Here is a 22,448-nt window from a genome sequence, read left to right on the forward strand (position 1 = left end):
CTTGTCTCCAGCGTCACCGGAACTCACCCCGCCTCGCCATCGTCCACTCGACTCCAGGAAAAGGCCGCGCCCAAAGCCAGGCCCAGCTTCCATCTCGCTTCGGCGGAAGCCGATTGCTCCGCACGCCAAGTGCCGCTTTGCGATCCTCGGCGGTCGCGCCGGGCCTTGTCACTCGCCGCCGAGGCGGATCCTAGCTCATGCGCGAGTTTGCTGACAAACTGATGATCCGACAACTGATGATCCGACTGCCGGCGAGAGGAGGAGAAGGCCGCTCCGCCGCTGGTCTGACGAAGCGCGCGGTCATGAGTGAAGCGGGCTGCCGGGGGTAAGCGTTGATGAAGCGGGCCGTGGTCTTTGCGTGTGCTCTGCTCGTGCTTACGGGCCCGTTCGGGGTCTGGACATCTACGTCCGTAGCGAGCTTCTTCCGCTTCCTCCTGGCATTCGTGATCTTGATTGTGCTTCCCGGGCTTCTCATTACAGGGTTTCTCCGGTTGCGCGTTGAACCCCTGGAGCAGTGGATGCTCGCGCTCCTTCTCGGGATGCTCTCGGCGTCCTCGATCTATTGGATCACGTCCTGGTCCCCCTGGCCCCATCTCTTCTGGGTCTGGCCCGTCGGGGTGGGGGCTTTGATCGTCCGGTGGCGCCGGGCGCTCCGGGAGGGCCTTCTGGACCGAATGGACCCGTCCCATGTCCTGTTGGCCACGGCCATCGCGGCGACGCTCGCCCCTCTCCTGGCCGGGCCCGTCTCTTATTGGACCCTGAGCCTTAGGCCTGACGGACAGATGCTGCGGCCGATGCCCGACGTCGAATTCCACCTTGCCATCGTCCGCGAGCTGATGCACACGGTCCCGCCCCAGACGCCCTTCGTAGCGGGCATACCACTCCGGTATCACTACGGGGCTGATCTGACCGCGGCCCTTCTGGCCCGGACGGCGATGCTCGACCCCGCCGACGTGGTCGTGCGCTTTCTTCCCCCCGTGTTGCTGATCCAGGCGACCCTGTCGGTGTTCTGCCTTGCTCGCCTCTGGATCGGATCGGGCGCCGTGGCGGCCTTGGTCGCGGGGCTCACGGTGCTGGGCGGGGATCTGACCTGGGTCGTTGGTGCCCTCTGTCCGGGGGTCAGTTCCTGGGATTTCGGAGTCTTTCAGGCACCAACGTTCTACTCCTTGTACACGGCCAACCCCATGCTCCCCGCCCTGGGGCTTCTCTTTGGGGGCTTGTTCGCTCTCGTAAAAGCCTGCCGTGAACGCCGGTTGGCGTGGGTTGTGGTCGCCGTCGTGCTGTTCGCCGCGCTCATGGAGTTCAAGGTTTTCACCGGGCTACACGCGGCGGTGGCGCTCGCCGTCACGGGAATCTGGGCCCGGTGGCGGGGACTCGATCTGACCCTGGCGAAGATCGCGATCCCGGTGGGGATAGTGGCCTGCGGTTCCCTGGTGATGCTTGGGGTGGGGAGCCAGGCTTCGCTCCAAGTACTCCGCTTCGCACCCCTCCATCTGCTCGAGACAACCGCCGACAGGGTGTGCTTTCTCCCCGGTACCTCGGCGGGGGCGGTGTGGAATCCCTTGACTCGACTCGCGTTGCTTCTGGGCATGGTCCTTCCCGTCTACCTCATCGGCAGTCTGGGACCACGTCTGCTGGGCTCTAGGGCCCTTGTCGCTCCCCTGCGGCAGCTCAAGGAAGATCGTCCGGACCCGCGCCTGGCGTGCTCCCTCTTCTTGACCATTTTCGCGGTCTTGGGGTTCCTGGCAACCGCAGTCTTTCGGCTGACCCAGCGGGACGAGCCTGGCTCCTACAACAACTCCGCGTGGTTTCTGGTTCAGAGCAAGTACCTGATGTGGATCTTCGTGGGTGAGGCCCTGGTCGCGATCCGACGGCGAGGCCGGCGGCCGGCGTTCGCGGCCGCCCTGCTCGTCTCGGCCCTCAGCCTTCCATCGACCGTAGCTTGGATGCGTGAGGCCCCGGACCGTACCCTGCTGGACGCGGAGCAGGTTTCCCTCATGCGGTTGTTGGGCTCGCTCTGCCGCGACGGGATCACCGCCCTTGGCCCCCTCCCGGGAGGCGATGAGCCCGAGGGGCCGCGGGACACCGGTGCGGAGCTCATGAGCCTGGCCGGTTGCCGTGTACCGCTTGCCGGACCGTTTGCGCACGAGTTCGTCTCCCAGGCGGAGTGGAGGCGCCGTCAGACGGACATGTTCAGGTTCTGGAATTCCTGGCGAAAGGGTCGAGTGCGGACTGAGATCCTCGATCGCTACGATGCACGGTACGTCATGGCGAGGCTGGATCACGTGCAGGGGCCCTTCCCCGGGCTCCCGCCCATCTTCGTCGGATCCAGCTACGCCGTGTACCCCGTCTCCCGTCGAGCCATCGCCCCGGATGGGCAGTGAAGAGCGAGGCCGCCTTAGGCCGGCCCGTTCGTGTTGCAGCTACGGGGCGGCCGTTCGGCTGCGCAGGGTTTTCTTCACCTAGGCTCCCGCCGCCCCGCCATCCCACCCTCGGCGGCGAAGAAGAGCAGGGCCAGGGTCAAACCCGTCCACGCCCACACCGCATCCGCGCTCCGCCAGGCCTGAAGCGCAATCACGGTCAGGGCGCACGACCCCAAGCCGAGTCCCGCCGCCACCCAGCCATGGCCGAAGCGCAGGGCCAGGCGCTGATAGAGGTGCTCGCGGTGCGCCTCGTAAAAGCGCTCGCCGCGAGCGAGCCTGCGGGCCAGGGTCCAGGTGGCGTCGGCAAGGAACAGCCACAGGCTCAAGGCCACGAACATCACGGCCCGCGGCCGTGTGTCCGCGGGCGCCAGGAGTGGAAGCGCGGAGAGGGTGTACCCGAGGAAGCAGCTCCCGATGTCGCCCATGAAGATCGTGGCCGGCGACCAGTTGAAAAGGAGAAAGCCGAGACAAGCCCCGGCGATGGCGGCCCCGAGCCCGGCCGCGACCGGGTCCCAGCCCGCCAAGACGAGACCGAGGCCGGTGACCACTCCCTGCAGGGCCGCGAGCCCGTCGATCCCGTCCAGGAAGTTGTAGAAGTTCACGACCGCCACGATCCAGAGGACGGCGAAGACCCCTCCCAGCCCGTGTAGCGGCAGATCCAACGGGGGGGGCAAGGGCAGGCGATCAATCCCCGCCCCTCCCCAGACGGCGGCCAGGGCCGCCACCATCTGGAAGGCGAGCCGGGGAAGGGGTGGGAGCCCGAAGCGGTCGTCCCAGAGCCCCACCAGCGCGAGCGCGACCCCGGCCCCGAGGAGGGTGGCTCCCCCCGCCCGGGCCAATGGCGAAGCGCTCAACGCGACAAGCGAGGCCAGGACAATGGCCGCGCCACCCCCCCGGGGGACGACCCTCTGGTGCGACGAGCGTGGGTTGGGCCGATCCAAGAAACCCAGGCGCCGGGCCGCGGCCCGGATGAGGGGCGTGACCGCGACCGCAACTGCAAAGGAGAGGAGCAGGATGGTGGCGGCCGGTGCCCAGGGAGTCATGGGACTGGACATTGCCTTCCGCGAACTACCTGGGGAGGCCGGACAAGAGCCGGGCCGGGTCCAGCACGGGTGCCCAGTAGCGCACCCGGTCCGAAGCCAGCACGAACTCGTCGACCTGATGGGCGAGGAACCAGGCCGCGACAAAGGCCGCGGCCAGGGCAAGGGCCTTCCCCCGCTGCCCGAGCAGGGTCCGATAGAAGCCGGCTTCGCAGAGGGGAGGCAAGGCCGCCACCAGCTGGGCGGTCAGGCAGGGGGAGACGTGCCTCGGGCCGTCGCTGAAGAAGAAAAGGAAGATGGGAAGATTGAAGAGGAGCGGCCAGGCGAGATAGAGCGTGCGCCGCGCTTCGTACGGGAGCCAGAGACACAGCGCGATGACCCCGATAAGAGCGAAGACGAAAGGAGCCCGCAGGGCTTGGACGGGGGCGTGGGGGAAGGTCACGGGGTTGCTCTTGCCCGGCGCGAACAGATCAAGGTACTCGAGGCCGCGATGAAGCATTAGGTGCGGCACGTAGACAGGGTAGGTCAGGGTGAAGCGCAGGACCTCGCGAAGAGCAGTGCTGGAGGCCCGCTGAGAGGTAGGAGGCAGGCCGACCTCCTTCATCCACGAGAAGTAGCTTGTGTCATCCGTATGCCATTTGAACCTGTTCGGTACCTGCCAGAGCCCCACCCAGGCTACGTTCCCCAGGTTGGAGGTGGTCATCGAGAAATCGCCCGTGTAGCGGTATTTGTAGAGGCCCCAGGACGTCCCGATGGCGAGGTACAGGACGGCCGGGAGGGCGAGGTAGCGCCAGGCGCGCCAATAGAGAATGAGCGACATGGCGGCCCAGCCGGGCACGGCGTCCGCCCGCATGATGAACCAGAGGGCAAAACCGAGGTGGACGAGAAGATGGTAGCGGAACCTGGGGGTCACGCCCCCGCGGCTCTGGTCGAGAAAGAGGCAGAGCGCGCCCGCGACGAGGAGGTAGATCGGAACCATGATGGAGTCCGCCTGGGGATTGGCGAGCTGATTGGGAAGGAGGGCGGCGATGGAAGCCGCGGCCACGGCCACGCCCGGTCGCATGACCCGGCTGGCGCAGCCGACGAAGAAGGCATTGGCGCCCGCGAACAGGAGTAGATGGAGCTTGAGGGCGGCGAGACCAATGCTCAGTAGGTCGGTCTTGAACCCCGCGACTATGCCCGCCAGGGCGTTGAAGAGCCCGTAGCCCGGCATCCTTTCCCAAGGCACCCACCCCGCCCAGAAGGTGAGCCCTTTGCCCTCCAGGAGCCGGGAGCCGAGATACATGCCGTAGTTCAAGTTGCCGCCGACCGTTTCTTGAATGGCGCCCGAGGTCAGGACTGCGACCCGAAAGTCGGTCGACCAGAACGGGCTGTAGATCACCCACAGTTCCAGCACGGCTACGGCCAGGGTCAAGAAGAAGAGGAAGGCCGGGGCGAGCATGCTGAGGGCGCCTCTACGGACTCCCAGGGAGGAGACGACGCCTAGACATGCGAGCAGCAGGCAGACTCGGGCCAGGACGCCGCGGTACACCAGGCGGTCCGGCAGGTCGGAGAGGAACGGTCGGACATCCCGATCAAGGCCGACAGGAGAGGCGTAGAGTCCGACCTCATCCAACAAGAGGCGAAGGGCGGGCTCTCCTTCCCCCGCCGCCCGACGCACGACCACCTGGATCTGGTGGACATCCAGCGAAGGATCGAGCCCGAGGAGCCGGCGCTTGCCTGGGCCCCTACCCTGGTCTCCCGCCTCGATGCGCCTCCAACCGACGCCCGGATCGAACCCCAAGACCTCGATGGTGAGACCGTCCGCCGACGGACGGGCCCCTAACAACAAGACCTGCGCGCGCCACGGCGAGCGGGAGGGAATCTCGAAATGAAGGGTCAGGTGGTCCGCCCCGGGGTCGCCGGCTTCGACCCGGAAGCGGCCGGGGCTGACGAGAAGAACGCTGACCGGACAGGGCTTAAGGCCGACGGAGGGCTGGACGTCGCGGCCGGGCTCGGGGCCGCAGCTGGCGCTGACCAGGGGGGCGACTCCGTCCGGGGTGCTGGCGAACAGCTTGGGCCACACGAACAGCGCCAGGGCGGCCAGGGTCACGGTGCAGAAGGCGAGGGCGGAGGCGGAGACGACGGGGAGGTGCCTAGGCAGGCTCCATCTTGCCGTCACGGGCTCGGTGACTCCGGCCCCAGGCGGACGGTCAGGGTCTGGTCCAACGGGCCTTCGCGCGACCAGACGAGCCGCACCACGGGCAGGGCGACGCCATAGCTCGGGGACACGCGGCCCTCTCCAACCTCCAGGGACCAGGCTTCGGAGGGGCTCCAGGAGAGAGTGAAGAGTTTGTTGCCGGCCTCAAGCAAGAGAAGCCCTTGACCTTCCTTGCGCACCGCGACTCCGGGGGCCAAGTGAAGGGGAATCGTGATGCGATGGCGACCATCGCCTTCGAAGGCGTCCTGGATGACGAGCGTGTGGCGCTCATGGTCCAGGACGATCGTTCTCACCGGCGTGACCGGCGGGGCCAGGCGGCGGTAGCCGGCGTGCGAGCCGCAGAAGGTGTCCGCTCCCGTTCCGGTCTTGAAGCGCCGCACTTCCGGCCGCGCGTCGTAGTCGAGGGTCCACAGCTCCTCCGGCCGAAAGCGGTTGATCTCCTCGCCGTCCACGCAAGGAGTGTTGTGGGAGGCGGAGGACCGGAACAGATTGCGCTCCGCGAAGGAGGCAGAGTAGAGGTAGGCTCCGCAATCGGAAACAAGATGGGTCCGGTCCAGGACCGCCTCCAGAGAGAGGCAATCGTTGTGGCCATGCCCACCCCGGCCGGCGAACCCCACGGGGCCACAATCGATGAAGACGTGATCACGGTCGTTGCGCAGGACGTAGTACCCACCTTCCGGGAAGGCCCGGGACGGGGGCGACCGCAGCGGGCCGTCGGTGGGGGAAAGGCTACCGGCCACGCTCGGGCCCAAGAGCCAGAGGATCTCACTCCGGCTGCCGCCAAAACTCTCGCGGAGGTCGGGGACACCCCAGGCCGCGCCCACCAGGCCAGACAGATAACGGTGGTCGTTCAGGCTCTGACCACCCAGGGGCAGGGCCCGCGCGTCATCCGCATCACCCCAGAGGGGGACGGAGCCGTCGGGCCGCGAGTAGGTGGCGCTGAAGCGAGCCATCTCCACTACGCGCTCGCGGTACTCGTTGGGCACCTCCAGGTCGAAGGCCTCACGATAGAGGGCGGGAAGCAGGAATAGCTCCAAGACCAGGCGGTGGTACGCAACCGAGCCCTCGAAATCGACCCCGTCGACGGAAGTCTGGCGGGCGATCTCTTGGGAGAGGATCGACCACCCCCTTTGCCCCCAGCGGGGGGCATCCCTCCCGGGGCCAAAGAATAGCTCGGCGAAGACAAGGCCAGCCGCGTCCGCGGTGCAATGGTTGCCGTTCACGTCCGAGATCTCGAGATGCCGCTCCGTGAAGTCGCCGTGGAGATAGAGGGCACACAGGAAGCGTTCGCGGAAGAGAGGGTCGGTCCAGGACGGGCTCGCATGGAAGACCCGGAAGAACCAGGTCCAGGTCAGGATCCGGAGCGCGGCCTCCATCGCGCACGCCCAGTTGATGCTCTTTGCGTAGGGGTTGGCGGCGATCCAGTCTTCGAGCACGCCGCGCACAGCCTGTGCCTGGCGCTCGTCCCGGGTAAGGAGGTATGCCTGGCCGCAGGGAATCAGCCATTGCAGGCGCGAGAGCTCCCAGGGCACCTTGACATCGCTTGCGTCATCCGGGTTGACGTAGGCAATGTCGCGCATGAAGCGGCGGGGCCAGGCGACACCCGATTTGAAGTCCGCGGACCAGTCGAAGCGGGGTCCGAGTTCGACGGGACCGGACCCCAGGAGACTGACTCGATGGGCGCGTGCGTCTTCGGCCGCGGCGAGAATGCGCTCCTCATCTCCAGGGCAGAGGTCGCGATAGGCCTCGGGCGACACTGGCCTTGTGTAGGCGGGATAAGGTCGCTCGCTCAGCCGTCGCCAGAGCGAGTCAATATCGGGAGCCCCCGTGGCGCGCAGAAGAGCCTCTCGGCTGAAGCGGCGCGCACGGCGCGGAGCCAGGAACCGCTCGGCCTGAGCCGCAAGTTCGTAGGCCACGCGCCGGGCCACGGCCCGGGGTGGCCGGCGCAGGCCCCATCGGACGATTTGCGAGAGTCTCACCGTCGAGGATCGGCGTGCGGTGCCATCAGCAGAGTCGCGACTTGACAGCGGTCGCGCCAGGGGCCTACCGTGCTGCTTCGATGCTCCCGGCACAATCCACGGACGAGTTCGTCCCGCTGGGGCGCTCGGTCCTGCGGATTTTCTCCTTGCCCCTTACCCATGTCATGAACAGGACGCTGGTCGCCGCCTGCCTACTGATGACCGCGCTGCTGTGGTCGAACTCGCGGATCCTGGCCATGCGGTCGAACCAAAACCCGGACAAGCCAGTTGTCCTATCTGGCTACTACGTATACCACGGGATGGCAGCCGCTCTCGAAGACGGGCGGCTCGGCCAGCTCGATCTCAACCGCTATCGCCACTACGTCGCTCTGGGCAACCCCAATGCGGTCTACAAGCGGTTCTCCGACCAAGGCTCCCCCGAGTTCGTGGACTACTACACTCTCGACATCGGCTACTCCTTCATCGTGGAGATCGCCCGCCTCGCCTTTCCCACGCTGCCCGACAACCACTGGCGCTCGATCGCCCTTCAGCTGCTGGTGGACGTAGGCTTGGTCGTCCTCGTCTACACCATCTTTGCATCGTGGGACATTCGCCTTGGTGCCTTGGCGGCTCTGTTCTACACCGGCAACAAGGTGTTCCTGTATCTCGCCTCGTTTGCCTACTACTACTACTGGGACGTGGTCTTGACGCTGACTGTGTTTGCCCTCCTGCTCTTGACTCTCAGGCGGGCCGGGCCCCCCGCCTTCCTGCTGGGGCTGACAGGGTTCGTTCTAGGCTTCGGAGTCTGGATGCGGGCGTCCTGGTGGCCGATCACGTGCTTCCTGCTCGCCCTAATGGTCCTCACTCCTGCCTTGCGCAAGCAAAGCATTTGGTGCGCCTTGATCTTCGGTCTCGTGGCCGCACCCCAGATCTACCGCTCCTCCCGAGCCCGAGGGTCCCTGGTCCTTTCCACCCGAGCGAGCTGGCACGTGGCGCTCGTTGGCCTCGGGTACTATCCGAACCCGTATGGGCTGGAGGCAAACGACGAGGCTGTCTACCGCCTGACCCGGGAGAAGTACGGAGTCCCTTTTCGCATGGACGACTACAAAGAGCATGACCAGGCGGTGAAAAAGGAGTTTCTGTCACTCCTGCGCAAAGACCCCCAGTTCGTGCTGCGCTCGTTCCGGGGTCGGCTCTGGGAGTCGCTTCTGGGGACGACGGTTACGAGCATGGCCCCTTATCCGTTCCTTCCGAACCCGGTCTACCGGCTGGTCTGCCTGACGGGTCTCGTCCTGATGGTACTCGCGGGGGGGGAACGGCGGTGGCTGGGAGTGGCGGCCGCGGGAACGTATCTCGTCTATGTCCTGGTGACCTGCCTCTTCTACTTCGTCGGCCTCGCCTATGATAATGTCTCTCAGGTCGCGCTCCTGGTACTGTTCCTGGGCGGCCTGGGCTCCGCGCCTGGTGCGGCCTCCCGACTGGCTCGACGTTGGCGGGCCGCTCGGCAAGGGTCGGACGTGCCGCCCGCCCCGGCCCCGGCGTCGGGCTGAGCCGCCCGCCGGTGGCGCAGAGCAGGAGGCCCCGCCCGTTGGGTCGCACCCCTCAGAACACCGAACGGCCTTCCCCGGCGGACCCGCTCGCCCGCAAGCCGCGCCTCCTGATCTTCGTGGTTGCTTACAACGCGGAAAGCACCATCGACCAGGTCCTGGGCCGCATACCCCGTGCACTGGCCGGGGAGTACGAGGTCGAAGTACTGGTTCTGGACGACTCCTCCCAAGACCGTACGTTCGAGAGGAGCGGCGAGATAAAGCGCGGGGGCGGTCTGCCCTTCCCTCTGCACGTCCTCTTCAACCCCGTGAACCAGGGCTACGGTGGCAACCAGAAGATCGGCTATCACTTCGCCATTGAAGAGGGCTTCGACTTTGTGGCCCTCGTCCACGGGGACGGGCAGTACGCGCCGGAGTGCCTGCCCGACCTGGTGCGGCCTCTGCGCGAGGGGGAGGCGGACGCGGTGTTCGGCTCCCGCATGCTGGAGCGGGGGGCGGCCCTGGCCGGGGGCATGCCCTTATACAAGTTCGTCGGCAACCGGATCCTCAGTTGGTTCCAGAACCAGATGCTGGGCACCTCCTTGAGCGAGTTCCACTCCGGATACCGCGTCTACTCCGTCCAGGCTCTGAAGCGGATCCCGTTTGGCCTCAACACCAACGACTTCCACTTCGACACCGAGATCATCATCCAGCTTCTGTTCGCGAAGCAGAGGATCAAGGAGCTCGCGATCCCCACCTACTACGGGGACGAGATCTCGCGCGTCAACGGGCTGAAGTACGCCTGGCACGTGGCGAAGGCAGTGCTCGTGGCCCGCACGCAACGGATGGGTCTGTTCTACGACCGCCGCTTCGACTCCGAGCCCGCCGCAACCGACAATGTCCACTACCAATTGAAGCTCGGCTACCTGAGCCCACACACCCTGGCCTTGAGGAAGATACCGCGCGGGGCGCGGGTCCTCGATCTGGGTTGCGCCGGAGGCTACGTGGCCGCGCTCCTCCGGGAACACAACGGCTGCCACGTCACGGGGGTGGACTACTCGCCGCCTGGACCGGGAGTGGAGCTGGACCACTTCCTTCTGCACGATCTGAACGATGGCTTCCCCCCTGTCGACCCCGCCGAGTTCGATTACGTCCTGCTGCTGGATGTGATTGAGCACCTCGTCTCCCCGGAGGGCTTCGTCGAGCGCTTGCGCGAGACCATGAAGCTGGCTCCGAACACGAAGCTGTTCGTCAGCACCGCCAATGTCGGCTTCTTCATCAACCGGGTGATGCTGCTCTTCGGGCAGTTCAACTACGGGAAGCGGGGAATCCTGGATCTCACCCACAAGCGGCTGTTCACGTTTGAGTCGTTCCGTCGGCTGTTCGAGCAGGCCGGGTTCCGCGTCGTGGAGGCGCGGGCCATCCCGGGCCCCTTTCCACTCGCCCTCGGCGAGAACGGCCTCAGCCGGGCCCTCCTCGCGCTCAACGAGGCCTTGAACCGAATGGCCAAGGGGCTCTTCGCCTACCAGGCTTTCCTGGTGGTCGAGCCGCTGCCCTCCCTGGAGTACCTGCTGCGCGAGGCCCACGCCCACTCGGCCCGGCGGTCCGCGGCGACGGAAGTGCCTACTTCGTCGCCTCGATGAGCAAGTAGAGGCCGTGGTGGGCGAGGAGGCGCCTCACCGCCCACCGGGGATAGAGTGCCTTGGCGGCGGTTAGGAGAATGCTCCGATGACGCTGCCCGACCGCGCCTTGGAGCAAGTCCCCGGGGCTCAGCAGCGTTCGCACGCTGACCTCGGAGAAGCCGGCGAACAGCTTGCGCGCCTCCTCCGGCGAGTAGGCCTTGGTGCCCGGGCTCTCCAAGTGGCGGGCGTAGGTCTCGCGCAGCCCCAGCCGGGGACGACCCGTGAGCAGCCCGTAGCGGAGCCAGAGCATGTAACCCACCAGCGAGTGACGGTGGTAGATCATCACCCGTGCCTGGCCGCCCGGCCTCAAGACCCGGCGAATCTCGAGCGCGGCCGCGGGGGTGTCGGGCGAATGGTGGATCACGCCCCAGGAGTAGACGAGGTCGAAAGCCTCACCCGGAAGAGGGAGCCGTTCCGCGTCCGCTACGAGCAGGCGGGAGGCCAGCCCGAAGAGGCGAAGTCGCCGGTCCGTGTAGGCCACGGCGTTCGGAGTGAGGTCAATCCCGGTCAGGGACCGCGGTCCTGACCGCGCCCACTCCAGGTGATCGGCGCCCATGCCCACCCCGAGCTCGAGCACGTCCTTGCCGCGCCCCTCCGCGAAGCGAGCGAACACGGGGAGATAGGGCTCGAGCCGGTAGCGGGCTCGGGCCTGCGCCTCCAGGCGCTCGGGGAGCTCGTCTCCCCGCGCGTAGACCTCGCCGCAAGGGGCCTGCTCCCAGAAGTCGCGGACGCGCTGCTTGTCGGTCACGGAGTGGGCGGGATCGGTGGAGCGTCGGTAGCCTCCCGAGTCCGCGCGAGCACCGCCGCCACGTTCTTGTCCCAGGTGAAGGACGCAAGGGCGAGTCGGCGGGCCGTAGCGCCGAGCGCCTCCCGCTCCGGGATGGGCATCTCCACCGCCCGCCGGATTCCTTCCCCGAGCTCCTCCAGGCTCCCTGGTTTGACGAGGAGCGCGGCGGCCCCTGACGCGGCTCCGTCCGCGGGAGGCGGCGTCCCCGGCCGCCACCCTTTCAAGACCCAGCCGATCTGGTCGAGGTCGGACGCCAGGATCAACTTGCCCATGGCCATGTACTCGAAGAGCTTGGTGGGGCTTCCGAAGAAAGGCGTGCCATCGGGGTTTGGCACGTGCGGCGAGAGCAGTATTTCGGAAGCGGCCAGGATGCCGGGGGTGTCTGCCTGGGGGCGCAGCCCGGCCAGGGTCACGAAGGGCGCACCCAGGGCCAGTCCCAGAATCGCGCGGACCTTGGGAGCGAGCACGCCGTCGCCCACCAGAAGGAAATGAACCCTCCTTCGTTCCAGCCAGGCCCGGTCCTCGTCTATGAGCTTCCGGATCGCGCCCGCGAGCACGTCGGTGCCGTGCCATTGGCCGAAGGTGCCCACGAAGGTCAGGAGGTCGGCCTCGAGCGGGATCCCGAGCGCCTCCCGGACCTGCTGGCGGTTGCTCTCCTCGAAACGCGTGGGGTCGAAAACGGCGGGATCGATGCAGTTGGGATAGAAGAGGATCCGCTCGGGTGCCGCTCCCAGCGAGACCGCCTGCTCTACGAGCGCCTGCGACACCACGACCACCAAGTCCGCATGCTTCAAGTTGAGCCGTTCAAAGGCGCCGGCTAGCGCCTCGAAACGAAGGGGGCGGCCCCAGTGCCGCTGAGCCCAGACTTCGGACCCGTTGAACTCCAGGACCAAGGGCAGGCGATGGCGCTGCCGCAGGATCACGCCCGTGGCGTCGTTGAGGGAGTAGCGCTGGTAGATAAAATCAGGCCGGATCTCGAGCAGGTGCGTTTCCGCCTGCGACAGGAATGCCGATTGATATCGGTGCTGGTTGAGTTCGTAGGGAAAGGAGATGAGAAAATCGGGCGGCACCACCACCTGCTCGGCGGCCGGGTTTACCAGCGCTTGCTCATGTGCGGCCACAAGCCGGAGCTGAACGCCCATTCTCAAGAAGGCGTTGACCACCCCCGACACATGGGCGACCGAGCCGCCAACACTGGCGCCGAACGTCAGGGTTGGCTTGAGGTACAGGCAGCGACGGGACGCGCCCAGGGCCTGGTGGGGGAGGTGCTTGCTCTGGAGCGAGCGGACCCGAAACCAGGCCCGGGCCAAGGTGAAGGAGCCCGCCAATAGACCAGCCACAATCCGGACGAGGGAACGAACGAGATTGCCGCCTCCGAGGGGCGTCCCCTCCTGCCCGGGTGGCCAGACCTCGCGCCGGTCGGCAGGGACGCAGAAGGCGAGGACCACCAAATAATCGCAGAAGAGGCGCAGCTCCCCGGCAGTGCCGGTCACGACCGCGCAGCCCACCGGATGCCGGCGGAGATTGCGCCAGCTCTCGCGCAGGCTCGTGCGCCGGAGACCCGGCAGGTCGACGAACGATATCTCGGGCCCGAAGCGGTCCTGGAACGACCGTCGTATTTCGGAGTCGGGGGGCGTCGGGGAGAGGACGAGAACGGGAGTCATTGTCTGTGGGCCGCGGGGATGGACGCGGAGTTCGACCCACCCCCTGGCGAGGGATCCGTGAGCTTCACCCTCGCTTCCTCAGGAGGACGTCCCCGCCCGACCGTTCTTGCACGAACAGCCTGGCCGAGAGTCCAAACACCAGGGCGTAACTCAGGCTGCTGGTCACAGAAGCCGCCAGCAACCCGAAGCGTGGGAGCAGGATGAAGTTGAGGGAGACATTGACGGCCAGGCCGAGGAACCAGTAAAGGGAGAGGACCACCGGGAAGCCGCGGGCGCCAAAGTACTGGGAGAGGAGGCCTTGGAGGGCTAAGCATACGAACCCCGGAAGGAGGAGCAGAAGAGCAGGGTAGGCATCCGCATAGGCGTGCCCGAAAATCCAGACGATCCCCCAATAGCCAAAGGCCACAAGAGCCACGACCAGGGAGAGAACAAGAGCGAAGGTCGGACGGAGAAGGCGTAGGAGGGCTTGCTTCGGGTTAGCGTGACGCACGATGGAGGGAAGGGCCACGGCCGCGATCGTTATGGGCAGGATCTGCGCGATATCGATGATCTGGGACGCGATCGAGTAGACCCCCGTCTCTCCCGAACCGCGGAAGGCGCGCATGAGCAGGATGTCCGACTTCACGAGCAGGAAGGGAAGGAAGAGCAGAGGGTAGGCCCGGAAGCCGAGGCGCAGGGCGGCCTTGAAGAACGCGGTCGGATGCCGAGAGCGAGCCGTGACAAGGGGGAAGGCCCGCGCCAGGTGGCGGGCGCCCAGGAAGGCCACCAGGGCATCGGCCGCGATCAGAGCCCCCACGAACCAGGGAAGAGAGGCGGGGAAGAGGAGCAGAGATAGCCCGGCCAGACAAACGGAGGTGACCCGGCCCGTCAACTCGATCCGGGCCAGCGGCTTCGAGCCTAGCGTGGCCAGGAGGGCGGCGGCTTGGTGGAGGCCGAGGAGCTGCAGGGGGATCCAGATCGTGCAGAAAGGCCACCAAACAAGAAGGTACACGGCCGACGGCGCTAGGAGCCAGATGCCGGCTCCCGCGACCGCGAGCAGGAGCATGGAAAGGCCGGGGAGCACGTAGAGGTAGGGGCGATAGCGGGTTATGCGACGAGGCCGGCGCGAGAAGAGAACGACCAGGGACGAAGAGAGGCCGAGGTTCAGGATCTGGGCCGTCACCAGAGTAGCCGTGGCAAGAGCCGCGAACTCGCCTCGTCCCTGGGGCCGGAGCGCCCGGGCTGAGAACACTGCGAGCACCATTCCCGCCACCACGCCAACCAAGCGGGCCGCATAGAGCCGTCCGTAGGAGGCCCACTCCTCCCCGAGCTGATGGGACACCCGGTCCCAGCTACGCGCCCAGAGTCCGTTCGCAACCGGTGACATCCCGCGGTCTCCTACGCTAGCGTTCAGAAACAGGGCAGGGGAGAATAGCCGGGAAGCCGCGCGGCGAGCGGCACAAAAGCTCATGCCGGAGTTTGCAGACAAGCTGGAGGTCCAGAAGCAGTGGAACGCCGATCCCTGCGGGTCGTCCACGGCACGGGAGCACGAGTCGGGCTCCGCCGCCTTCTTCCACAAGGTGGAGACAGAGCGCTACGACATCTACGCTCCCTGGATGCGTATGGCCATTGGCTTCGAGGCTTACCGGGGGAAGAGAGTCCTTGAGATCGGACCCGGGCTCGGCACCGACCACGCCCAGTTCGCGCGGGCCGGCGCGGAGATGTACGCCTTGGACCTTACGGCCCGGCATCTGGAGCTGACCCGCCGCCACTTTGAGCTCGAGGGCCTGGTCACCCGACTTGTACGGGGGGACGCCGAAGCCCTCCCCTTCGAGGCGGACTATTTCGATGTCGTATATTCGTTTGGCGTTCTGCATCACACGCCCGGGACGCAAGCGGCCATCGACGAGGTCCGCCGCGTCCTCCGACCCGGCGGCCTGGCCATCGTTGGCCTGTACCACAAGCACTCGGCCTTCTACTGGATCTGCACTATGCTCCTGCGAGGCGTCATACGAGGTGAACTCCGGAAGAAGGGGTATCGCCGGCTCCTGGCCGACATCGAGTACCGATCGACGGACTCCGATGCCGTGCCTTTGGTCAAGGTCCTGACTCGCCGTGACTGCCGGCGGCTCTTCGCGGACTTTGCAGAGACAAGGATCCGCGCCGACCAGATCGATTACGCACATTTCTGGCCCTCGCTTCCGCCCGCGACCGGCGCCTCCCGGCGCCTCCTGGAGAGGTTCGCCCATCGCTGGGGCTGGTACCTCACGGTGTTCTCGCTGAAGTGATGGGCGACGGTTCGACTCTCAACGCGAGTCCGGTGCCGCCGCCTGCTCCGCGCACCAAGTGGCTCGGTAGCCGTCCTCGGCGGTGACGCCGAGGTTCTCCTCCCCCTTTAGGGCGCGATGGAGGTTCTCGAGCTGCTCCGCCTGTCCCTTCTCGACTGCGTGCGTTCGCATCCCCTTCTTGTCAAGACCGTGAACCTCCAACGTCCGGTAGTCGTCGATGATGAAAGTGACCCCTCCTGCGAACACTTCCACGCGCTCTTTGCCCGCGGCGGGCGCGCCGCCGCCGGCGTAGACGAGGGTGCCCACGGAGCCGTCTTCGAACTCCAGGGCCACGACGGCCTCGTCGCGCGAGCGGCCCGGGGTTGAGACCGCGCGGACGCGTTTTGCCCCCGCCCCCGCCAGGAAGGCCAAGAAGTCGAAGAAGTGCACGCCTTCGCCGAGCAGCCTCCCCCCTCCCTCCGCGGGGTCGAGGAGCCAGTGCTCGGGAGGCAGGGCCCCCGCGTTAACGCGGTAAATGAGGGTCTTGGGAGCGGCCACGGTCGTCAGCAGTTCCTTCAAACGGGCGGCGTGGGGCGAGAAGCGCCGATTGAAACCTACGGTGAGGAGAGCCTTCTCGCGGACCACGGCCTCGGCGAGATCGCGCCCCTCCGCCGCCGTCATCGTCATTGGCTTCTCCACGAAAACGGCCTTGCCAGCCTCGACGGCGGCCTTGGCGATCTCGTAGTGCAAGTTGTGGCGGGTCGCCACATAGAGGACGTCCACGGAGGGGTCAGCCAGAAGCTCCCGGTAGTCCGTCGTCCCCTTCGCGAAGCCGTCGTTCACCACTGCGCCCCGAACGGTGAGCCCACTGCGCGCGCAAGCCCCGGCCAAGCGGAATCCAGGGTGTTTCCGGATCAGGGGGAGGAGCATCGAGCGGAAGTAGGCACCGTAGCCCACGACGCCAACTCCGTACCCCGCGATCTTCCGGGGGGCGGAGGCCCGGCGGGGAAGGAGGGTGTGCCCCGCGCTGGCGGCGGGCGCCTCGGGTAGGTGATGGTCGAGGAGGACGCCGATGGGACGCTGCTCGGACACGAGGGAGGCATAGGCCGCGGCGGCCTCCTCCACGGGCAGGGTCGCGTCGATCAGCGGTCGTACCTCGAGCGATCCCTGGACCACTAGGCGAAGGACCTCCTCCAGGTTTCGCCCCTCCGTCCAGCGTACGTAGGCGAGCGGGTAGTCTTGCCCTCTCTCTTCGTATTGCGGGTCGTAGCGCCCAGGACCGTAGGAGGTGGAGATCAGGAAGTCGAGCTCCTTCTTGTAGATACGGTCGCGCTGGATCCGGATGGGGACGTCGCCGACGAGCACCACGCGCCCCTTCTTGCGACAGGCCTCGAATGCGCGGTTCAAAAGGCCCACATCCCCTCCCGCCGCGGTCACGATTACGGCGTCCGCCCCGCGTCCCGCCGTGCGCTCGAGCACCCCGGCCACGAAGTCCCGGTCCGTAGTCGTGAAGCCGTGGGCCAGGCCGAGGGCTTCTGCCCGCGCGACGCGATCGGCCCGCAGGTCCACGCCAATCGCGACCGCCCCCGACGCGCGCAAGAGCTGGGCCGTGATCTGGCCGAGGAGGCCGAGGCCAACGACGGCGACATGCTCACCAAGCGTGGGAGCCGCACGGCGCACGCCCTGGAGGGCGATCGCCCCGAGGGTTGTGAAGGCGCCCTCCTCGAAGGAGACACTCTCGGGGAGCCTCACTACCAGATTGCGGGGGACGACGTTGAACGCGGCGTGGTTCGCATAGCCGGCCCCCGCGCAGGCTACCCGATCTCCGGCCCGCAGGTCCGCGACGCCCTCTCCCACTTCCGTTACCACGCCAGCACACGAGTAGCCGGTGGGCATTTCCGTCGACACCCGGGTGCGGACCAGGTCGGCGGTCTGCCTCAGGCCGTGGCTCGAGACTCTCTCCACGACCTTGCGCACGAGGGCCGGATTGCGGATGGCTTTGAGCACCAGGCTTTCTCGCCGTCCCCCGCTCCCGAGCGCGGCCGCTTCCGTGCCGGCACTGATCAGGGAGTGGCTGGTGCGCACGAGGACCGCGCCTGGCTGGACGAGCGGCTCCGGGACCTCGACCACCCGGACCTCACCGCCGCTGATCGCTACTTGAAGCAAGCGCTTTCCTCCGCGTCTTAGCCGATAGAGCGCGCGGTTATTCTGACACAGGCCGCCCCCGACCCGTCCTGGACAGGGGGCGCGTGGCGAGTGGATACTAGGACCTTGTAGCCGGGCGGCTCAGAAAAGAAAAGAGAAGACCATGTGCGGGATCGTGGGATGGCTGTCGACCTCGTCCGCCCACCGGGTGGAGGCCGAAGCCCTGGGACGAATGCGGGACGCGATCGCCCACCGGGGGCCGGACGGCGTCGGGCTTTGGTTGTCACCAGACCGGCAGGCTGGCCTCGCGTTCCGCCGACTGGCCATCGTCGATTTGGCCGCCAACGCCAACCAGCCCATGGCCAACGAGGACGGCGCCGTCCAGCTCGTGTTCAACGGCGAGGTCTACAACCATGCCGACCTCCGCAAGGAGCTGCTCGCCAAAGGACACCGCTTCCGCACCGACCACTCCGACACGGAGACGATCGTTCACGGCTACGAGGAGTGGGGGGCGGGAGTCGTGGACCGGCTGGAGGGCAAGTTCGGTATCGGGATTTGGGACGAGAATCGGCGGCGCTTATTCCTGGCCCGGGACCGCGTGGGCGTCAAACCGCTCTATTTCTCCTGGACGCGACACGGTTTCGTCTTCGCCTCCGAGATTAAGGCCCTCCTCCATCATCCAGACGTCTCGGCCGACATGGAGCCCCTATCCGTCTACCACTATCTCTCCTTCCTCACCACCCCCGCCCCCCTCACCATGTTCCGTGGCATCTACAAGCTGCCCGCGGGCTACCGCGCCTTCGTGGAGCCCGACGGCCGCATGATCGCGGAGGCGTACTGGGACGCCCTGCCCGGCTCCGGGGAGGACCTGCCGGAGCTACGCCGCCTTTCGAAAGGGGCGCTGCGGGACTTTGCCGTGCGCCGGTCGCGGGAGCTGCTCGCGGCGGGGGTGGAGAAGCGGCTCATGTCGGACGTGCCCTTCGGGGTCCTCCTCTCCGGGGGCATCGACTCCTCCGCCAACGTCGCTCTCATGAGCCGGTCCATGAACCAACCCGTCCGAACTTTCACGGTCGGGTTTTCGGACCACGAGCACCTGAACGAGCTCACCTACGCGCGGCGCGTGGCCGAGCACTTCAAGACCGATCATCACGAGGTCCTGGTCGACGAGAAGGCGATGCAAGAATACCTGCCTTCTTTGATCTTCTCCCAGGATGAGCCGATCGCGGATTGGGTCTGTATCCCCCTCTACTTCGTCTCCAAGCTCGTGCGCGACAGCGGCACGGTGGTGGTGCAGGTGGGGGAGGGCAGCGACGAGCAGTTCTGCGGCTACACGTCCTACATGAACTACCTGGACATGTACCGACGGTACTGGCAGCCCTTCTCCCGGCTCCCCGCGGCGGCGCGGGGGGCGGCGGCGGCGCTGGCCCGGGGGCTGACGGGCATGGTCGACCGCTACGATCCCTATCTGGACTTGATCGACCGGGCGGGCCGTGACCGTGAGCCTTTCTGGAGCGGGGCCACCGTCTACTCGGAGGCCCGCAAGGCCCGCCTCATCGACCGCGCCCGCATCGAGCCGTTGGTCGTGCCCGCGGAGATGACCCGCTCCGGAATGCTCCCCCCCTCCTTTGCCAAGGCGGACAGCTACGAGGTTGTCCGTTCCTTCTTCTCGCGCCTGGACGAGAAGGCCCCAGGAAGCGACATCCTGACCCGCATGACCTACTCCGAATTCAAGTTGAGGCTGCCGGAGCTTCTCCTCATGCGCGTAGACAAGATCGGGATGTCGGTTTCAATCGAGCCCCGGGTTCCCTTCCTGGACCACAAGCTGGTGGAGTTCACCATGAACCTTCCGATGGAGGTCAAGGTGGGGGACGGGGTCGCAAAGTCCCTGCTCAAGGAGTCCATGCGCGGCCTCCTCCCCGATGACATCATCGACCGCCCCAAGATGGGCTTCGGTGCGCCGATGGCCCAGTGGCTGAAGGGCGCCTTTGGCTCCGCGGTGCGCGCGGAGCTGCAGTCCACCCGGTTCTTCGAGAGATTCCCGGCCAAGCGCCAGGTCGTGCTGGACATGCTCGACCGCCACCGCGAGGGGCGGGCGGAGTTCTCGCTTTACATCTGGACCATCTACAACGCGGTGGCCTGGTTCGATTTCTGGGTGGAGAAGTCGCGCGAGGTCCGGGTCGCCTGAGCGCGCTCAGCGCTCTAAGAGCACCTCCGCGATCCGCTCCGCCGCCCGCCCGTCCCAGAGGGGCGGGCAGGGCAGTTGCTCTCCCGACTCCCGCCGGCGAATGGCCGCCTCGAGGTCGGCGCGCAGCGTGGCCAGCGTGGTCAGGCGGTTCGAGCCGAGGGAGATGGTCACCGGGCGCTCGGTGTTCGGCCGCAGAGTGAGGCAGGGAACCTGCAGAAAGGTCGTCTCCTCCTGGAGGCCTCCGGAGTCGGTGAGAACGCAGGAGGCCTGGTCGGCCAAGCCGATGCTGTCGAGGTAGCCGACGGGATCGATGAGCTTCGTCCCGGCCTGGGACTGCAGGGCGTCGAGCAGGCCGAAGTCAATGAGGCGCTGCCGAGTCCGCGGATGCACCGGGAAGACCACGGGCAGGCCCTTGGCCATATCGCGGAGGCAATCCACGATGGCGCTGAGCGACTCGCGGCCGTCCACGTTCGAGGGGCGATGAAGGGTTACGTAGATGAACCGCCGCGGCTGCACCCCCAGCCGGCGATGAACCAGGCGGGCGCGGGCTCTCTCCAGGTTGTGAGAGAGGGTGTCGATCATGACGTTGCCCACTTGGCGGATCCGATCCGGGGGGATCCCCTCCCGGCGTAGGTTCTCGTCGGCGTCGGAACTGGGGGTGAGGAGGAGGTCGGCCAAGGCGTCTGTGACGAGCCGGTTGATCTCCTCGGGCATGGTGCGGTCGAACGACCGCAAGCCCGCCTCCACGTGGGCAACGCGCACTCCGAGCTTCGCCGCCACCAGCGTGCAGGCCATGGTGGAGTTCACGTCGCCCACCACCATCACCCAGTCCGGCGCGAAGCCCTTCAGCACGGGCTCGAAACGGATCATGATCTGGGCCGTCTGCCCGGCGTGGCTCCCCGAGCCAACTTCCAGGTTCTCGTCCGGAGGCGCGATCTCCAGCTCATCGAAGAAGACCTGCGACATGGCTTCTTCGTAGTGTTGGCCGGTGTGGACGAGACGCTGCAGGAACGAGCCGCGGTGGGCGGTCAGGGCCCGCATCACGGGGGCCACCTTCATGAAGTTGGGCCGGGCGCCCACAACGTGAAGCACCTTGATCAAGAATCGCCCTTCCTTCCCTCCCCGGGCACACTACCACGGCCCGCGCCGCCCCCCACCACCTGTCCCAGGATGTCGAGGTAGCGGCGGGCTAGTGCTCGCCGGTCGAAATGTGTGGCCACGTACGGCCGGCCCCGCGCGCCCATCTGGGCGCCCAGCCCCGGGTCGTCGGCGAGGCGGAGGATGGCCCGCGACAAGGCCTCGGCATCCTCGGGAGGAACCACGATCGCGGCCCCGGAAGCGGTCAGGATCGCCGCCGCCTCCCCCGCAACCGAGGCCACGATCGGCCGGGCACAAGCCAGGATCTCGAACATCTTGGAGGGAACGAAGGAGCGGAAGAGGGGAACGTTGCGCAGGGGGACCAGGCAGACGTCGGCGCTGCGGTAGAGGGCGGGCACGTGGTCGCGAGAGACCCCGGGCCGGAAGCTCACATTCCCAAGGCCAAGGGAAGACGCCCGCGCCTGAAGCGCGTCCTTTTCCGCGCCCTCCCCTACAAAGAGGAAGTGGATCCGCGGATCGCCGCGCAACAGGCCGGCCACGTCCAGGATCCGGTCCAGGGCATGACTGATGCCCAGGGCGCCGCAGTAGAGAACCACGAACGTCGCGGTCGGCCCCAGGCTGGCCCGTAGTCCGGGGTCGGGGGGGCCGGGGGTGAAGAAATCGAGGTCCACGCCGTTGGGGAGGACGTGGGTCTTGGCGGCGTCGATCCCGCGCTCCCGGATGTTGCGGGCAAAGGCCTCGGTCACCGTCACCACCGCCGCGCTCCGGCGATAGAGGAATAGCTCCAGTCCCTCCAGGCCGCGGATGACGAAGCGGCTCCGGATGACCCCCAGGTCCACGAAGATTGCGGGCCAGAGGTCGCGCACCTCGAAGACGAAGGGCACCCCGAGCCTTCGTGAGATCACCCACGCCGCGACCACCGAGAAGAGGGTCGGCGAGGAGGCCACGAGCACGTCGATGCCGTGCAGGGGGGGCGTCGCTTGCACGACCGCCTGCGCCATGAAGAAGAGGTGGCCCAGGGTCCTTTTCAGGAAGCCGCGATTGGGGGTGGCGTAGGTGCGGCAGCGAATGACCCGGAGGCCCTCCACCGGCTCGATCTGGAACCGTCGTCCCCGATACCCCTCCGGAATGATGCCGGTGGGGTGGTTCGGGAAATTGGTCACGACCGAGACCTCATGGCCCTCCGCCACCCAGGCCCGGCCCAGCTCAAGGAGGCGCGCGCTGGGAGCCCCCATCTCGGGCCAGAAGTAGTGGCTGAGGATCGCGATCTTCAAGCGTACGCGGCCCTTTCGCGGTCGGCGTGAACCAGGAAGGGGGCGGCCGCCTGCCTCCCGAGCCCGGGATCATCGACCCTGTCCGGCGGGTGGCGAGCGAAGTTGGCGGCGTGCGGGCGCGTGCGATAACTGACGTTCTGACCAGCCCGCCGAAGCCCGAGGTGGACGATCGCAGCCGCGTGAGGGGGGAACCGAGACATTCCGCGAGCGAGGAGTATGT

At 67.0% G+C, this 22,448-nt stretch carries 14 protein-coding genes; 5 read left to right on the plus strand and 9 right to left on the minus strand.

Annotated elements, in window-relative coordinates; translation table 11 throughout:
• Window positions 1-335 precede the first annotated feature (335 nt).
• On the plus strand, window positions 336-2,384 hold the full coding sequence (locus VN461_22750; GenBank protein ID HXB57598.1) for a hypothetical protein: 2,049 nt from the start codon (window positions 336-338) through the stop codon (window positions 2,382-2,384).
• Window positions 2,385-2,458: 74 nt separating this feature from the next.
• Here VN461_22750 and VN461_22755 read toward each other — a convergent pair whose 3' ends face one another.
• From VN461_22755 to VN461_22765, 3 genes are read right to left on the minus strand one after another with little or no spacing between them, the layout of a single operon-like run.
• Entirely contained in the window at window positions 2,459-3,466 is a 1,008-nt protein-coding gene (locus VN461_22755) for a glycosyltransferase family 4 protein (protein HXB57599.1), read from the minus strand.
• A gap of 25 nt (window positions 3,467-3,491) precedes the next feature.
• Window positions 3,492-5,624, minus strand: coding sequence for a hypothetical protein (locus tag VN461_22760; protein HXB57600.1), 2,133 nt, complete (start codon window positions 5,622-5,624; stop codon window positions 3,492-3,494).
• Window positions 5,621-7,642, minus strand: a complete 2,022-nt coding sequence (locus VN461_22765) for an alginate lyase family protein (GenBank protein HXB57601.1) — start codon at window positions 7,640-7,642, stop codon at window positions 5,621-5,623. Before VN461_22765 ends, VN461_22760 begins: the two co-directional genes overlap by 4 nt.
• An 80-nt stretch (window positions 7,643-7,722) precedes the next feature.
• On the opposite strand from VN461_22765, the gene VN461_22770 reads away from it, so the two are divergent.
• Window positions 7,723-9,171, plus strand: a complete 1,449-nt coding sequence (locus VN461_22770; protein HXB57602.1) for a hypothetical protein — start codon at window positions 7,723-7,725, stop codon at window positions 9,169-9,171.
• 38 nt (window positions 9,172-9,209) lie between these two features.
• Window positions 9,210-10,790 (plus strand): bifunctional glycosyltransferase/class I SAM-dependent methyltransferase, encoded by a 1,581-nt coding sequence (locus VN461_22775; GenBank protein ID HXB57603.1) that lies wholly within the window; start codon window positions 9,210-9,212, stop codon window positions 10,788-10,790.
• Here the strand turns inward: VN461_22775 and VN461_22780 are convergent.
• The 3 genes from VN461_22780 to VN461_22790 form a co-directional block, all read right to left on the minus strand.
• Window positions 10,771-11,577 carry a class I SAM-dependent methyltransferase gene (locus VN461_22780; GenBank protein HXB57604.1) on the minus strand — a complete coding sequence of 269 codons (807 nt, stop codon included), beginning with the start codon at window positions 11,575-11,577 and terminating at the stop codon, window positions 10,771-10,773. The genes VN461_22775 and VN461_22780 overlap by 20 nt on opposite strands.
• A complete protein-coding gene (locus VN461_22785) occupies window positions 11,574-13,280 on the minus strand; it encodes a glycosyltransferase (protein ID HXB57605.1) in 1,707 nt (568 codons plus the stop codon). The genes VN461_22780 and VN461_22785 overlap by 4 nt, the downstream gene beginning before the upstream one ends.
• Window positions 13,281-13,344: 64 nt before the next feature.
• Window positions 13,345-14,646, minus strand: a complete 1,302-nt coding sequence (locus tag VN461_22790) for a polysaccharide biosynthesis C-terminal domain-containing protein (GenBank protein HXB57606.1) — start codon at window positions 14,644-14,646, stop codon at window positions 13,345-13,347.
• Between the two features lie 82 nt (window positions 14,647-14,728).
• On the opposite strand from VN461_22790, the gene VN461_22795 reads away from it, so the two are divergent.
• Window positions 14,729-15,547 carry a methyltransferase domain-containing protein gene (locus VN461_22795; GenBank protein ID HXB57607.1) on the plus strand — a complete coding sequence of 273 codons (819 nt, stop codon included), beginning with the start codon at window positions 14,729-14,731 and terminating at the stop codon, window positions 15,545-15,547.
• Window positions 15,548-15,565: 18 nt separating this feature from the next.
• Here the strand turns inward: VN461_22795 and VN461_22800 are convergent, their stop codons facing one another.
• Window positions 15,566-17,692, minus strand: coding sequence for a bi-domain-containing oxidoreductase (locus VN461_22800; GenBank protein ID HXB57608.1), 2,127 nt, complete (start codon window positions 17,690-17,692; stop codon window positions 15,566-15,568).
• Window positions 17,693-17,834: 142 nt separating this feature from the next.
• Between VN461_22800 and asnB the strand changes: the two genes are divergently transcribed.
• Window positions 17,835-19,856, plus strand: a complete 2,022-nt coding sequence (gene asnB, locus VN461_22805) for an asparagine synthase (glutamine-hydrolyzing) (protein HXB57609.1) — start codon at window positions 17,835-17,837, stop codon at window positions 19,854-19,856.
• A 6-nt stretch (window positions 19,857-19,862) separates the two neighbouring features.
• Here asnB and wecB read toward each other — a convergent pair whose 3' ends face one another.
• Window positions 19,863-20,948: a UDP-N-acetylglucosamine 2-epimerase (non-hydrolyzing) gene (gene wecB / locus VN461_22810; GenBank protein HXB57610.1), complete on the minus strand. Its 1,086-nt coding sequence runs from the start codon at window positions 20,946-20,948 to the stop codon at window positions 19,863-19,865.
• A 5-nt stretch (window positions 20,949-20,953) separates the two neighbouring features.
• Window positions 20,954-22,228 (minus strand): glycosyltransferase family 4 protein, encoded by a 1,275-nt coding sequence (locus VN461_22815; GenBank protein HXB57611.1) that lies wholly within the window; start codon window positions 22,226-22,228, stop codon window positions 20,954-20,956.
• Window positions 22,229-22,448: the final 220 nt, after the last annotated feature.

Source organism: Vicinamibacteria bacterium, assembly GCA_035570235.1.
Classification (GTDB): domain Bacteria; phylum Acidobacteriota; class Vicinamibacteria; order Fen-336; family Fen-336; genus DATMML01.

What these genes read in the sequence shown, in the direction of transcription:
- VN461_22790 (HXB57606.1), bottom strand. Translation starts at nt 14,646, where the DNA reads ATGTCACCGGTTGCGAACGGACTCTGGGCGCGTAGCTGGGACCGGGTG.
- VN461_22750 (HXB57598.1), top strand. Translation starts at nt 336, where the DNA reads ATGAAGCGGGCCGTGGTCTTTGCGTGTGCTCTGCTCGTGCTTACGGGC.
- VN461_22770 (HXB57602.1), top strand. Translation starts at nt 7,723, where the DNA reads ATGCTCCCGGCACAATCCACGGACGAGTTCGTCCCGCTGGGGCGCTCG.
- VN461_22785 (HXB57605.1), bottom strand. Translation starts at nt 13,280, where the DNA reads ATGACTCCCGTTCTCGTCCTCTCCCCGACGCCCCCCGACTCCGAAATA.
- asnB (HXB57609.1), top strand. Translation starts at nt 17,835, where the DNA reads ATGTGCGGGATCGTGGGATGGCTGTCGACCTCGTCCGCCCACCGGGTG.
- VN461_22755 (HXB57599.1), bottom strand. Translation starts at nt 3,466, where the DNA reads ATGACTCCCTGGGCACCGGCCGCCACCATCCTGCTCCTCTCCTTTGCA.
- VN461_22795 (HXB57607.1), top strand. Translation starts at nt 14,729, where the DNA reads ATGCCGGAGTTTGCAGACAAGCTGGAGGTCCAGAAGCAGTGGAACGCC.